12 protein-coding genes are annotated in these 13543 nt (G+C 44.5%); 2 read left to right on the top strand and 10 right to left on the bottom strand.

The annotated features are described in order from the left end of the window. Positions 1 to 11: 11 nt before the first annotated feature. The 9 genes from ABDW02_RS01030 to ABDW02_RS00990 form a co-directional block, all read right to left on the bottom strand. Positions 12 to 3152 (bottom strand): efflux RND transporter permease subunit, encoded by a 3141-nt coding sequence (locus ABDW02_RS01030; RefSeq protein ID WP_343631257.1) that lies wholly within the window; start codon positions 3150 to 3152, stop codon positions 12 to 14. Positions 3153 to 3189: 37 nt separating this feature from the next. Next, positions 3190 to 4350, bottom strand: coding sequence for an efflux RND transporter periplasmic adaptor subunit (locus tag ABDW02_RS01025; RefSeq protein ID WP_343631255.1), 1161 nt, complete (start codon positions 4348 to 4350; stop codon positions 3190 to 3192). A gap of 182 nt (positions 4351 to 4532) precedes the next feature. After that, the gene (locus tag ABDW02_RS01020) at positions 4533 to 5444 is read right to left on the bottom strand and encodes an AraC family transcriptional regulator (RefSeq protein WP_343631253.1); all 912 of its coding nucleotides are present in this window, start codon (positions 5442 to 5444) and stop codon (positions 4533 to 4535) included. Positions 5445 to 5555: 111 nt separating this feature from the next. After that, complete coding sequence (gene fabF / locus ABDW02_RS01015) at positions 5556 to 6794, bottom strand: beta-ketoacyl-ACP synthase II (RefSeq protein ID WP_343631251.1); 1239 nt, start codon at positions 6792 to 6794, stop codon at positions 5556 to 5558. A gap of 151 nt (positions 6795 to 6945) precedes the next feature. Next, a complete protein-coding gene (locus tag ABDW02_RS01010; protein WP_343631249.1) occupies positions 6946 to 7449 on the bottom strand; it encodes a PaaI family thioesterase in 504 nt (167 codons plus the stop codon). Positions 7450 to 7467: 18 nt separating this feature from the next. Continuing rightward, positions 7468 to 8856: an MFS transporter gene (locus tag ABDW02_RS01005; protein WP_343631247.1), complete on the bottom strand. Its 1389-nt coding sequence runs from the start codon at positions 8854 to 8856 to the stop codon at positions 7468 to 7470. Between the two features lie 3 nt (positions 8857 to 8859). Continuing rightward, positions 8860 to 9555, bottom strand: coding sequence for an SDR family NAD(P)-dependent oxidoreductase (locus ABDW02_RS01000; RefSeq protein WP_343631245.1), 696 nt, complete (start codon positions 9553 to 9555; stop codon positions 8860 to 8862). Positions 9556 to 9639: 84 nt separating this feature from the next. After that, positions 9640 to 10821: an acetyl-CoA C-acyltransferase gene (locus ABDW02_RS00995; RefSeq protein ID WP_343631243.1), complete on the bottom strand. Its 1182-nt coding sequence runs from the start codon at positions 10819 to 10821 to the stop codon at positions 9640 to 9642. Between the two features lie 104 nt (positions 10822 to 10925). Beyond that, entirely contained in the window at positions 10926 to 11516 is a 591-nt protein-coding gene (locus tag ABDW02_RS00990) for a TetR/AcrR family transcriptional regulator (RefSeq protein ID WP_343631241.1), read from the bottom strand. 135 nt (positions 11517 to 11651) lie between these two features. Between ABDW02_RS00990 and ABDW02_RS00985 the strand changes: the two genes are divergently transcribed. Continuing rightward, positions 11652 to 11885 (top strand): hypothetical protein, encoded by a 234-nt coding sequence (locus ABDW02_RS00985; RefSeq protein ID WP_343631239.1) that lies wholly within the window; start codon positions 11652 to 11654, stop codon positions 11883 to 11885. A gap of 91 nt (positions 11886 to 11976) precedes the next feature. Here ABDW02_RS00985 and ABDW02_RS00980 read toward each other — a convergent pair whose 3' ends face one another. Further along, the gene (locus tag ABDW02_RS00980) at positions 11977 to 12270 is read right to left on the bottom strand and encodes a hypothetical protein (protein WP_343631237.1); all 294 of its coding nucleotides are present in this window, start codon (positions 12268 to 12270) and stop codon (positions 11977 to 11979) included. A gap of 217 nt (positions 12271 to 12487) precedes the next feature. Between ABDW02_RS00980 and ABDW02_RS00975 the strand changes: the two genes are divergently transcribed. Continuing rightward, complete coding sequence (locus ABDW02_RS00975; RefSeq protein ID WP_343631235.1) at positions 12488 to 13399, top strand: DUF72 domain-containing protein; 912 nt, start codon at positions 12488 to 12490, stop codon at positions 13397 to 13399. The last annotated feature ends 144 nt before the right edge of the window (positions 13400 to 13543 follow it).

The following is a 13543-nucleotide window of genomic DNA, read 5'->3' as shown; positions in this document are numbered from 1 at the left end:
ATGGTTTCATTTTAGTGTGCGATTTCTTCTTCTGTTTCATCCTCCTGTTGCAAAGGTTTCACTCTTTCCTGCAAACGCTGGAATACAATGAACAGGATCGGGATAACGAGTACTCCGAAAAGTGTTCCTACCAGCATTCCTCCTACAGCTCCCGTTCCGATGGAAGTGTTTCCTGCTGCCCCAACCCCGGTTGAAAGCATCAGCGGCAACAACCCGAAAATGAATGCAAAAGAGGTCATCAAGATCGGTCTTAAACGAGCAGTCGCACCGCTTACCGCTGCTTCAACGATGCTCATTCCGTGCCTTCTTCTTTCCACTGCGTATTCCACGATCAGGATGGCATTTTTCGCCAATAATCCCACGAGCATTACGATCGTAATCTGTGTATAGATGTTGTTGTCTACTTCAAACAGCTTATCGAAGATGAATACTCCGGATAAACCGATCGGAAGAGAGATCAATACCGCAAGCGGCAGGATGTAACTTTCGTATTGTGCACTTAACAGGAAGTAAACGAATACGATTACCAGCAAGAAGATGTACAAAGTCTGATTTCCACCCGCACTTTCTTCCCGTGTCAAACCGGAATATTCGTAGGAATATCCAGCCGGAAGGCTTGTTTGCGCCACTTCTTCAATGGCTTTCATAGCGTCTCCGGAACTGAATCCTTTGTTCGGTACACCGGTAACAGCAATTGCCGTAAACAAGTTAAAGCGGGAAATCACCTGCGGGCCGTATACCTGTTTCATCGTAATAAACTCCGAGATCGGCGCCATTTCTCCGTTTGCATTTCTTACGTAGATCGAATTCAAACTTTCCAGGTTTTTTCTGCTGCCGGGTTCCGACTGGTAAATCACGCGGTATTGCTTTCCGAACTTATTGAAGTTGGATGCATAAACTCCCCCGTAATATCCCTGCAAGACGCTCATTACGTCATTCATGGTCATACCTGCCTGCTTGATTTTCACCACGTTCACATCGATCTGGTATTGCGGGAAGTTCGGGTTGAATGAAGTTGTTGCATACTGGATCTCCGGTCTTTGTGCCAATGCGCCAAGGAAATTCTGTGCAACGGTATTGAATTCGTTGATATCTCCGCCCGATTTATCCTGCAGCTGGAATTCAAATCCGGCGGTGTTACCAAATCCCTGGATGGTCGGCGGGGAGAAGAAAATGATCTTCGCATCTTTGATATGTGCTGTTTTCTTGAAGAGCTCTTCAATGACCGTTTTCACATCGCGGTCGCGTTCATCCCACAACTTCATGCGGGCCAATACCATTCCGTAGGAACTACCCGCACCGGAAATGATGGAGCGGCCGACTACCCGCAGGGTGAATTTGGTTTCCGGAACCGAACGTACAATGTTGTCGATTTCCGTCAGTACTTCTTCCGTGCGTTCCTGGGAGGTTCCCGGAGCAAGCGTGATATCGGAGAAAATAGTTCCCATATCTTCTGCCGGAACGAATCCTTTCGGGGTGGTTTTCATTCCCCAAACCAACAGGCCGGTGAAGATCAACAGGATTGCAACCACCATCCATTTCTTTCTGCTGAAGAAGGAAACGATGCGCTTGTAACGATCGGTTAGTTTCCCGAAGGACGTATTGAACGCCGTATTGAAACGCATCATAAAGGTTTGCTTTTGACCGTGTGTATCTTTATGCGGTTTCAATAACAAAGCACATAAAGCCGGACTCAGGGTCAATGCGTTTACAGCTGAAAGGATAATGGAAATGGCTAGTGTTAACCCGAATTGCTTGTAGAAAACACCCGTAGATCCCTGGATAAAACTTACCGGAACGAACACTGCGGCCATGACCAATGTGATGGAAACGATTGCGCCGGTGATCTCGTCCATGGCGTCAATGGTTGCTTTTTTGGATGATTTGTATCCCTGATCCAGTTTTGCGTGAACGGCTTCCACAACCACGATCGCGTCATCCACTACAATACCGATCGCCAGTACCAGGGCGAATAATGTCAATAAGTTGATACTGAAACCAAAGAGGTTCAGGAAGAAGAATGTACCGATAATAGCTACCGGAACACTGATCGCCGGAATTAAGGTCGAACGGAAATCCTGTAAGAACAGGAATACTACCAGGAACACCAGGATAAATGCTTCGATCAGCGTATGGAATACTTTTTCAATGGATGCATCGAGGAAGTCGTTAACATTCACGATAGTTGTATACTTCACACCTTTCGGGAAAGAAGCCTGTGCATCGTCCAATACTTTCAAAGTTCCTTCGATTACTTCCTGGGCGTTCGAACCTGCTGTTTGGTTTACGGCAACTCCCAGACCGAATTTCCCGTTCACACGAACCGAACTTCCATAACTTTGAGCACCTAACTCGATGCGTGCAATGTCTTTCAGGCGCAACACTTCGCCTCCTTCTCCGACGCGAATCACGATATCGCTGAATTCGGTTTCTTCCTTCAAACGGCCTTTGTACTTAATGGTGTACTGGTAACTTTGATCTCCCTGTTCACCGAATTGTCCCGGTGCAGCTTCGATGTTTTGCTCGGCCAATGCTTTGTTGACGTCATCAGGAACAAGCCCGTAACTCGCCATCACATCCGGTTTCAGCCAGATACGCATGGAATAGTCCATCAAACCGAAAGCCGTTGCATCCCCGACTCCCTTGATCCGTTTGATCTGCGGAATCAGGTTGATGTTTGCATAGTTTTGAAGGAAAGTCTGGTCGTAAGTTGAATCTTCACTGTACAAGTTAAAGATCAGCAAGTTACTCGCCTGGCGTTTGGTTGTTACAACTCCCGCCCTGTTTACTTCGGCAGGAAGCAAACTGGTAGCCCGTGAAACACGGTTCTGCACGTTTACAGCCGCCAGATCGGGATTTGTTCCCAATTTGAAATAAACCGTGATGGTTGCTGTTCCGTCGTTTCCGGCAGTAGAAGTCATGTAGGTCATATCTTCCACCCCGTTGATTTGTTCTTCGAGCGGAATAACCACGTTATTGAGCACCACGTCGGCGTTCGCTCCCTGGTAGGAAGCAGAAACCTGGACAGTTGGCGGTGCGATATCCGGGTATTGCGAAACCGGAATGGCTACCAGGCCGAGAATTCCGAGAATCACGATCAATACCGAGATCACCGTAGATAATACGGGTTTTTCGATGAATTTCTTAAACATAATTCGTACTTAAAATTGGATGAGTATTCGACGAATCTTATTGTTGATTCAATTCTGCATAAATGGCTTTCGGATCGGCTTTCACCGGCTTGATCTTCATTCCGTCTTTCAGGAACTGGATTCCTTCCAGCACCACGGAGTCTTTCAGTTTCACTCCTTTTGTCACGATGTAGAAATGTCCGCTGGTTGCTTCCATCACTTCTACATTGGTCATGCTGATCGTTCCGCCTTTGCCCACTATGTAGACAAATTTCTTCCCCTGGATATCTGCAACTGCACGCTGCGGAATGAGGAAACCATTTGAAATTTCCTGCGGGATACGGATTTGAGCGCTTCCGCCGCTTCGCAATAAATTCAGTTTATTGGAGAAGGTAGCACGGATTCTTGCCGCTCCCGTTTGCTGATCGATTAATCCGTTGATAGAACCGATGGTCCCTTTTTCCGGGTAAACGGAGCCGTCGGAAAGTACCAGCGATACTGGTGGTAAATTGGCAATTTTCGCTTTGAAATCCGCACCTTTGGTGTTGCGGATGAACTCCAACAACTGTTTCTCATTCATGGAAAAATACGCATAGATATTTGTGATATTGGAAACGGTTGTCAGCGGTTTGGTCATATTGCTCGACACCAAACTTCCCGGCTTGAAAGTCAAACTTCCGATCACCCCGTCAACCGGGCTTGAAATGCGGGTATATCCCAAATTCACATTGGCATTTACCAGGTTTGCTTCCGCCTGTGCCAATTCGGCCAATCGCGTTTGCAAGGTCAGATCCGCTTCCTGCAATTCGTACTTATTTACAATGTTCTTGTCTACCAATGATTTGGTTTTCTGAACCTGTAAACGAGCCACGCTTACTGCTGCTTCTGAACTTTTAACGGCTGCTCTTGCCGTGCGAACCAATTGCTCGTATTGCGGAGCGGAAATGGTGAATAATAATTGTCCTTTCTTCACGAACTGGCCTTCATCTACCGCTATTTTCTCTACGAATCCGTCAATTTTAGGATGAATATCCACATTCTCTACTCCTTCTAAGACTGCGGGATAAGTTGTTTCAATAGTTGTATTTTGTTGTTCGATCTCCAATACCTGGTATGGTTTAATCCCGCCGACCGGAGCAGGCGCTTCTTCCGAACTACAGGAAGATAAAAGTACCAGCGACAGTGCCGCCAATAAGTGGTTTGTTCTTTTTGCAATCATAAATTTTTGTCTTTTTTTGAAACTCCGGCCAGTGGGGTAAATCGTGTGAGCCGGAATCCGAATCTTTGTTACTGGTTTAACTATTTGGTCAAATTCTGCAGCAAAGATCTTTCAAAGTCTCCGCAAAAACTTATTCAATTCATGCAATTAATTATTAAAATCAAACATTTTACATTTTTTAACTAAATCTCCGCTCTGAACGATTTGGGAGTTAGCCGTGTTTGTTTCTTGAAAAAGTTATTGAAATTGGAGGGATGTTCGAAACCCAATGTGTAGGCAATTTCAGCAACAGAGCTATCTGTATGGCGCAATAATGCCTTGGCTTCGTTTGCCAACCTGGAAGAAATAATCTCGGTAGTGCTTCTACCCGTTACTTCCTTAATGGAACGGTTCAGGTGATTGACATGGATGGATAATTTCTCTGCAAAATCGCTTGGTTTTTTCAGTGACAAGGATTGATCGGAAGAATCGATCGGGAATTGTCTTTCCAGCATTTCCATGAATAAAGCGGTTAATACGACGGAAGCCTGAGGTTTCTTATCACCTCCGTTGAGCGTGCACAACTTATTTGTTTCATGCAATAAAAGGTGTAAATAATGAACGATCACTTCGTACTTCTTTTCGTAATCGCCTTCCATTTCATCGTGCATTCGCTCGAAAATCAGTTCAAATATTCGGGCCTCCGCATCCGACAACGGATAAACCGGGTTCATGATCATATTCATGAGCGGTGTATCCCGGAAAACCGTGTCCAGCAAAAATGTCTCGATAAAATGGCTGTTGAACAGGCAGAAATATCCCTGCTGGTCTTCGGAAACCGGTTCCCAGACATGCGGCACGTTGCGGTGGTAAAAAACCAGTGTTTTGCCTGAAATCGGTACTTTCCGGTCTTCAAAATGAATAATTCCTTCACCCACCACCAGGGAAATCTTATGAAAGTCGGTCCGGTGAAGCTCCGTAATACGTGCACACTGGATTTGTCCGCGCTTAAAGACATTGAAATGGCTCATTTTAGACAAATGGGAAAACTGTTCCATTGTTCCTTTGTTCAAAATGCTGGCATAAAATTCCTGTAAAGTCAATAACCCATTCATGGCGTAGAATTATGTTTTTCAAATATACGACTTTACCAATTATCAATGATGAATGATTTAAGGATCGAGAGTGATTTTCATCCCGGATAATTAATCGTGTCCTGATTCTGTTCAGACTTCTTTGAAAATCACAATTCCGTTATGTCCGCCGAAACCGAAGGTATTACTCATCGCTACTTTTACATTTTTTTCGATGGCCTGATTCCGTACAATGTCCAACTGACCTGGAATTGCCGGATCCAGCTGATGCAGATTGATCGTCGGCGGAATAAGTTTCTCAGTGATCGACTTGATCGAAAGAATTGCTTCCACGGCCCCGGCAGCCCCAAGCAAATGCCCTGTCATGGATTTCGTAGCGCTGACACTCAGCGAACTATTCTCCCCGAAAACAGCACGAATAGCCGCAATTTCACTTAAATCTCCGACGGAAGTTGAAGTTGCGTGAGCATTCAGGTAATCAATCTGGTCGGGATTGAGTTGTGCTTCGGCCATGGCCAGTTGCATGGCTTTCATTGCTCCCAAACCTTCGGGATGCGTGGCTGTCATGTGATAAGCATCCGCGGTCATGGAAGCTCCTACCAATTCAGCATAAATCCTTGCTCCGCGCTGTTTGGCGTGTTCGTATTCTTCCAAAATCAGTGTTCCGGCCCCTTCTCCCATTACAAATCCGTCTCTGGCACTGTCAAACGGGCGACTGGCTTCTGCCGGATGTTCATTATTCGTCGACATGGCTTTCATGGCATTAAATCCTGCAACAGAAGCTTCTGTAATCGGTGCTTCCGATCCGCCGGAAATAAACACTTTGGCTTTTCCCAAACGGATATAATTGAAGGCATCCATCAAAGCCGTATTCGAAGTGGCGCAGGCCGAAACGGTCGTATAATTGATTCCCTGCAAACCAAACTTGATCGAGATCATCCCGGAGGCCATGTTGGCGATGAGTTTCGGAACAAAGAACGGATTGAACTTGGGGATGAAGTCTGTTTGAACGTAGTTCTTTACTTCTTCTTCAAAAGTACCCATTCCGCCCTGACCGGTTCCCCAGATCACACCTACATCGAAAGGATCCAATTTTTGCAGTTCCAGCCCGGAATCTTCCAAAGCCTGTGCTGCTGCATACAATGCATATTGTGTAAAGAGATCACTGCGCTTGATTTCCGCATGCGTTAAGTATTTTTCAGGGTCAAACCCATCGATTTCACAGGCAAACCGTGTTTTAAAATGCGTTGCATCGAAACGGGTAATCATTCCCGCGCCACTTTTTCCGGCCACACTGTTTTTCCAAAATTCATCCACCGTTTTTCCCAACGGATTTACCGTTCCCATCCCGGTTATAACTACTCTTTTCATGATTTTTATTTCAATATTTTAGATCATCATACTATCCATACATTTTGCTGTTCTGCGAATCGTTCGCACAGGTTCAAAAAAGTTTAAACAGTTCAAGGGTTTAAAAGATTTAATTTGAACATTTGAATCTGCCGCGGCAGAAACATTTGAACTATTTATCGTTTCTCAACAGCATACAGGTCGAAACGGCGTATGCGTATTTCTTACCTGATTCATCCGTTAATGAAGCTTCCACCAAAGCCGTTGAATTTCCCAGGTGGATCATCTTTCCTGTTGCAGTGAGCACCCCGGAATTGGCATGTACCCTTTTCAGGAAATTGACTTTCAGTTCCAAAGTCGTATAAACGGTTCCCTTCGGTAAAAGCGAATGAAGCGTGCAACCCATGGCAGAATCGAGGATTGCCGTGATGACTCCGCCATGTACACTTCCGTTCGGGTTGTAATGAAATTCCTGCGGTTCAAAATAGAAACTCACTTTTCCTTCTTCCAGTTCACCCAGTGAAAAATCGAGTGTATTGATCAACGGAGAAGCCGGCGCCTGTCCGTTTTTAATTGCCAGCAAGTATTCCATTCCCGAAAGGCCTTTGGACAATTCCACTCCTTCAAAAGGGTTTTCCCAGGAGTATACGCGTTCGCGCTGTTTTGTAAATTCCATGATTCTTTAATTGAATGATCATTTTTTTATGTTGTTCGGCACCAGCAAAAGCAATAAGAATACTCCGGCAGCACAACACATTTCCGCATAAAGCCCGATATGGAATGCTGTTGTTGCAGATGCTGTTTTTGAAATGTAATAGAAGAAAATTCCTCCCACCAAACAGATACCAATGGATGAAGAGGCCTGCTGGATGGTATTGTAGACACCGGAAGCACCTCCCACCAAATCAGACGGGATACTTCGCAATGCTATATTCATGAGTGAAGGAAGTACCAATCCTCCTCCCAAACCGTAAAGCGATAAGATCAATACGAAGGTTACATGGTCTAAAGTTGTCCGGAAATAAATGGATTGGAGAACCAGTGAAGTAATGATCATCAGTACTCCGAACTGAATGACCGGCTTACCGAAGGCATGCACCAGTTTGATGGATAACAGCGAAGAGAGCGTGAAAAATCCCCCGAACCAGATAAAATAAAGTCCTGTTTCAAAAGCTCCCAGTTTCAAGCCGTTCTGAAAATAAATGGTCGCAATTAACAAATAAGAAGTGTGCATCATGAAATGCAGGGAAACGATTCCCAAACCCAGGTTAAAATCGCGGATACGGAATAATTTCAGATCGATCAGCGAATTTTTTCCCGCGTGCTGTTTCCTGTGCTGATCCCTGATAAAAAAGACACCTAGAAGCACTGACATTCCTATGGAAACAAAACTCCACAAAGGCCAGCCCATTTCGCGACCCTGTGTTAAGGGATAGATCAAAGCTCCGAGAGCAATGGTCAGTATTAACACTCCTGAATAATCAAACTTCCCGGTTTTATTGATTTTGGTTTCTATCAAAAACCGGCTTGTTGCCCACAGGCCAACAATTCCGATCGGAAGATTGATAAAAAAAATGTAACGCCAGCCTTCAATTGCTCCCTGCATATCGGAGAAAAGACCTCCCAGGAACTGTCCCAGGACGGATGCCAGGCCCAATGTAATTCCTATCAGCCCGATCGCTTTTGTGCGTTCTTTTGATTCCGGGAAAAGCAGTTGTACATAGGACAATGCCTGCGGCATCATAAATCCACCGCTTACTCCCTGGAAAAATCGTGCGGTAATCAGCATGAAAGGCGTCGCAGCCAAACCGCACAAACAGGATGCAAGCGTAAAAAACACCATTCCCCAGAAGAATACTTTTTTACGACCGAAATAATCTCCCGCTCTTCCCCCGGTAATCTGGAAAGAAGCGTATCCTAACAAATAAGCTGCTATGACCAGCTGGATTTCTCCATCCGAAGCATGCAATCCTTTTTTGATGGATGGAACTGCTACATTTACAATAAAGACATCCAGGACCGTCAACAAAGGTGCAGTCAGTAAAATACTGTGCTGCACCCATCGATTACCGTATTTTTCCATGAATTAATTGGAAATCTGAACAAAATCCTTAGACATTCCCACCGGAACGCGCCATTGGTTTTTCTCCAAAGCCAAAAGCAATTCATCGGCTACTTCTTTCGGAGGAATTCCGTTTTCTCCGCCGATCTCTTTAGAGAAATCCGTGTTTACCAAAGGCGGAATCAATTCAAAAACGTTCAGTTTTTCTTCAAAAGTGTCGCGCAAAACATCGGTGTATGCTCTTAACGCAGCTTTACTTGCCGTGTAAGTAGGCAGCATTTTCTGCGGATAATAAGCAACTATGGAAGTTACGTTCACCACTGCTGCATTTTCGTTCTTTAAAAGGGTCGGAAGTAATTTTTCCGTTAACCCGACAATGGACAAGTAGTTTGTTTCCATTTCCTGACCCGCTTTTGCCGCCGCATTAGCGTTTGTGTCCAGTTGGTAAACGTCTGCGTAACCGGCGTTGTTAATCACCATGTTGAGTTCCGGATGCTGCTCTTTGATTTGAGCAACAAGCTGATCCGTGCTTTCCGCGTTTGTTACGTCGCCCTGGATCGCAACCACATTTTCCAGTTGGCTTGCTGCCTGTTTCAATCTTTCTTCGTTACGACCTGTAATCACTACTTTGTTTCCCAATTTTGAAAATTGTTTTGCCAATTCGAAGCCGATCCCTGCTGAACCACCTGTAATCAGGATGGTATTTCCATTTGTTTTCATGTGTATTATTTATTTGTTTGTGGCTTCGACTCCGCTCAGCCACCTATGCAAAGGCCACTGAGCGAAGTCGAAATGTGTTTTTACTTATTGTATGTTTTCAATCAGCATTGCAGTAGCGCCTCCTCCGCCGTTACAGATTGCTGCCATTCCGTAGCGGGCTTTTTGTTGCTGCAAGATATGTGTGAGTGTTACCAGGATGCGTGCTCCTGAAGCTCCGAGCGGATGGCCGAGTGCCACTGCTCCTCCTTTGATGTTTACTTTTTCGAGGTCCACATTTGCCAGGCGCGAATTAATGATCGGCACATTGGCATATGCTTCGTTCATTTCGAAGTAATCGATCTCATCAACCCCGATTCCGGCTTTCTGAAGTGTTTTTTCGATTGCAACTGACGGTGATGTTGTAAACCATTCCGGGGCTTGCGCTGCATCGGAAAAAGCAACGATTTTCGCCAGTGGTTTTAAGTCGTGTTCCCGGAGAAATTTTTCGGAAACAATCACCAGGATGGCTGCTCCGTCATTCAGATTGGAAGCATTCGCTGCGGTGATTGATCCGTCGGATTCGAAGATCGGTTTCAACTGGCTGACTTTTTCCGGGTTCAGTTTCTCCATGTCTTCATCCTTATCGTAAATGAATTCTCCTTTTCTGGTTTTCACCGTAATCGGAGTAATCTCGCTCTTAAAACTGCCGGAAGCATGTGCCTGTTTTGCTTTTGCAAACGATTTCAGCGTGTATTCGTCCTGTTCTTCCCGCGAAATCCCATACTTCGTGTTTGCCAGTTCGGCAGCACTTCCCATGTGGAAATTGTGATAAGGATCCCACAAACCGTCTTTGATCATTCCGTCTACAATTTGCTGATGACCTGTTTTATGCCCTTCGCGGTGATTTTCGATGTAATACGGAGCATTCGACATGCTTTCCATTCCTCCTGCAATTACGACATCACTGTCTCCGAGGAGAATGGATTGTACGGCATAGGAAACGGATTTTATCCCGGAGGAACAGATCTTATTGATGGTCATTGCGTCGGCTTCATCCGGAATACCTGCGGCACGCGCTGCTTGTCGGGCCGGAGCCTGGCCGATATTGGCCGAAAGTACATTTCCCAGGATGACCTCGTTTACATCCTGCGGTTGAATTCCTGCTTTCCGGAGTGCGTCTTTGATCACTTCCGCGGCAAGTTGCGGAGCAGAAAAGGAAGACAAAGAACCCATGAAACCACCTGTTCCGGTCCGGGTTGCTGCTAAGATATATGCGTTATTTTCCATGTTTCAATTTTTCAATTTTTCAATTTTTCGATGTTGCTATATTTGAACATTGCCATATTGCTATGTTAAATATACCAATCGGTATATTTTAGAGTAAAAAAATTTTAAACCGTCATTTCCACGATCATTTTCCGGATCAATTCCAGGTTTAAGTTCAAGTGTTTTTTGCTTTTAAATGTTTTTGACAAGAGCATTCCGCCTTCAATCAGCGAAACAAAATGGTTGGCAAACGTACCTGCATCGGTTTCAGAGGAAAAAATTCCCTTCTTGATTCCGTAAGCTACTACGCTTTCAACATGATCATACCAGTCCTGCATGGCTGTTTGCACCCTGCCAAACAATTCCGGATTGGAATCATCGGTATCCACGGCCGTATTCAATAAAGGACACCCGCCCGCCACGTAAACTTTCTCAAAAACTTCCGAGTAAAAATCAACGTACACCAGCAATTGTTCAACCGGGTCCTTCAATCCCAAAGAACGGTTTACGATCTCGCTTTTTATAATTCCGTGGTTGTAATCGAAAGCTTCCGCCGCCAATTCATCTTTATCCCTGAAATTCCCGTAAACACTTCCTTTGGTAAGGCCAGTTGCAGTGGTAATATCCGAAATAGAAGTCCCCTCGTATCCCTTCTTGTTGAAGATCGGAGCCGTTGTTTCTATAATGAATTGCCGTGTACGTTCTGCCTTTGTCATGATTTTATGATCCAAATACCCGACAAATGTAGTCCTTTTTCTTAATTATATACCGATTGGTATATTAATTTTCGTTAAGAACTTCTTTTAATATTGAATTCGTATCTTTCATCCGGAATTGTTTTTTCAACGATAATGAATGAAAGTACTCTAGTTTGGATTTGCATCGGAGGATTAATTATTGCTGCTGCTTTAATTGTTGTTCTGGCAAACTGGCTGGCTGCCAGAGGAAATCAGCGCCGGGCCGACCGCATGATGCGCGACATCAAAAACGGAACGTATGATCCGGACAAAAAGTACATGGGAAACCAGGGCGGCTGGGAACGCGGGGACGATAATTATACCAATAATGATTACAACCGGAATTAGACCGTTCAAATAAGTTTCAAGGGTTCAAAGGGTTCAAAAAGTTAAACCTTCAATTTGAACATTTGAACATTTGAACATTTGAACATTTGAACTATTTCACAAACAAAGCAGGAAATTCTTCTTTTTGGTTTATAAAAAACTCAATTTCTGCAGGCAGGTTCGTACGACCGAATGAACGCGAAACAGGATCTCCGCTTCCTTCATTAAAATAGTCTTCCAGGTTTCTGTATTGGACGATTTCCACGCTTTTGATAATGCCCTTTCCCCACCAGTAAATATTCTTGATTTTACCGTAGGAAAAAACTTTTAATCCGATGCCTTGTAAATCGGGAATGGTGTCAGAGAATTCAATCAAATCCTTGACAAGTCTAACTGGTATAGCCATAACACAACATTTTTATTTTCAGCCAATTAACGGGTAAATTTCAATCTGCTGTTTTTGATTACCCTGGAAAGTTACGACTTTTTATTTTTGGCTTTTAAAAGAACTTTTTAACACCTCCGTGATTTAATATTCCGGTAACATTGTGCTTCCCGTATTCTGCCTGCAAATCGCATTTTCTGATTGTTCAAAACCACTTAATTTTGACTATTTTTAGTTCATGGAATTCGGAAAAATAGATCGCAGTTTATTGGATAAAATGAATTTTCGCCTGCCGGAAGACGGGACTTTCACCCGGACATTAAAACCGGCTGTAAAACAACCCAAACTCTTCCTCGGGGGTGCAAAATGGGGACGAAAAGAATGGGTCGGGCTAATTTATCCGGCAAAAACGAAAGAATCCGAGTTCCTGGACTTCTACATTCAGAATTTCAACGGAATTGAACTCAATACGACCCATTACCAGATTTACCCGGAAGCAACGATCAAAAAGTGGGCGGAGAAGGCAAAAGGAACCGATTTCAAATTCTGTCCGAAATTCCCGCAATCCATCAGTCATTACAGCGATCTTTCAAGTACAAAAGCACTTGCGGACACAGATCGTTTCCTCGCTTCGGTGGTCAACTTCGGAGATCATTTAGGGCCGATGTTCCTGCAATTGAGTGAAAAATTCGGTCCGCAGCGCCGGGATGCGCTTTTTTCCTACCTGCAAAAATTACCCAAAGACCTGGATATCACGCTGGAAATCCGTCACCCGGATTGGTACGGGAATGAAGCCATTCGCCGGGAACTGTTCCAAACCTTGCATGAACTGTCAATCGGCTCTGTGATCACGGATGTTTCGGGAAGAAGGGATTGCGCGCACATGGAAATTACCGCTCCGGTAACATTTATCCGTTTTGTAGGAAACGGCCTGCATCCTACCGATTACGAACGCATCGACGATTGGGTGAAACGCATCAAATCGTGGCTGGAGAAAGACATCCGGGAAATACACTTTTACATGCACCAACCGGACGAATTGTACACACCACAACTCACCGATTATCTTGTAAAAGAACTGAATAACCATTGCGGACTATCATTGCAGAGACCAAAACTGATCGAAACAACAGGAGACCTGTTTGGGTAATTATCAATTGGGTTAATTATCAATTATCAAGGACGAACCTGGTTTCATCCGAAACACCTTGATAATTGATCATTCCTTCATTGATCATTTACACCAGGGTTACCCCCTGTTTTCGGGAAAAAAGCACGCGATCAAAATGGAAAC

It is taken from the genome of Fluviicola sp., assembly GCF_039596395.1.
Lineage (GTDB): Bacteria > Bacteroidota > Bacteroidia > Flavobacteriales_D > Crocinitomicaceae > Fluviicola.
The sequence above is the reverse complement of the archived record's forward strand: the minus strand, read 5'-3'. Positions and strand labels throughout refer to the sequence as shown.

Bases quoted from the DNA above. Each gene is read 5' to 3' on its own strand.
- ABDW02_RS01005 (WP_343631247.1), bottom strand. From the start codon at position 8,856: ATGGAAAAATACGGTAATCGATGGGTGCAGCACAGTATTTTACTGACT.
- ABDW02_RS01000 (WP_343631245.1), bottom strand. From the start codon at position 9,555: ATGAAAACAAATGGAAATACCATCCTGATTACAGGTGGTTCAGCAGGG.
- ABDW02_RS00975 (WP_343631235.1), top strand. From the start codon at position 12,488: ATGGAATTCGGAAAAATAGATCGCAGTTTATTGGATAAAATGAATTTT.
- ABDW02_RS00980 (WP_343631237.1), bottom strand. From the start codon at position 12,270: ATGGCTATACCAGTTAGACTTGTCAAGGATTTGATTGAATTCTCTGAC.
- ABDW02_RS01025 (WP_343631255.1), bottom strand. From the start codon at position 4,350: ATGATTGCAAAAAGAACAAACCACTTATTGGCGGCACTGTCGCTGGTA.
- fabF (WP_343631251.1), bottom strand. From the start codon at position 6,794: ATGAAAAGAGTAGTTATAACCGGGATGGGAACGGTAAATCCGTTGGGA.
- ABDW02_RS00995 (WP_343631243.1), bottom strand. From the start codon at position 10,821: ATGGAAAATAACGCATATATCTTAGCAGCAACCCGGACCGGAACAGGT.
- ABDW02_RS01010 (WP_343631249.1), bottom strand. From the start codon at position 7,449: ATGGAATTTACAAAACAGCGCGAACGCGTATACTCCTGGGAAAACCCT.
- ABDW02_RS00990 (WP_343631241.1), bottom strand. From the start codon at position 11,516: ATGACAAAGGCAGAACGTACACGGCAATTCATTATAGAAACAACGGCT.
- ABDW02_RS00985 (WP_343631239.1), top strand. From the start codon at position 11,652: ATGAATGAAAGTACTCTAGTTTGGATTTGCATCGGAGGATTAATTATT.
- ABDW02_RS01020 (WP_343631253.1), bottom strand. From the start codon at position 5,444: ATGAATGGGTTATTGACTTTACAGGAATTTTATGCCAGCATTTTGAAC.
- ABDW02_RS01030 (WP_343631257.1), bottom strand. From the start codon at position 3,152: ATGTTTAAGAAATTCATCGAAAAACCCGTATTATCTACGGTGATCTCG.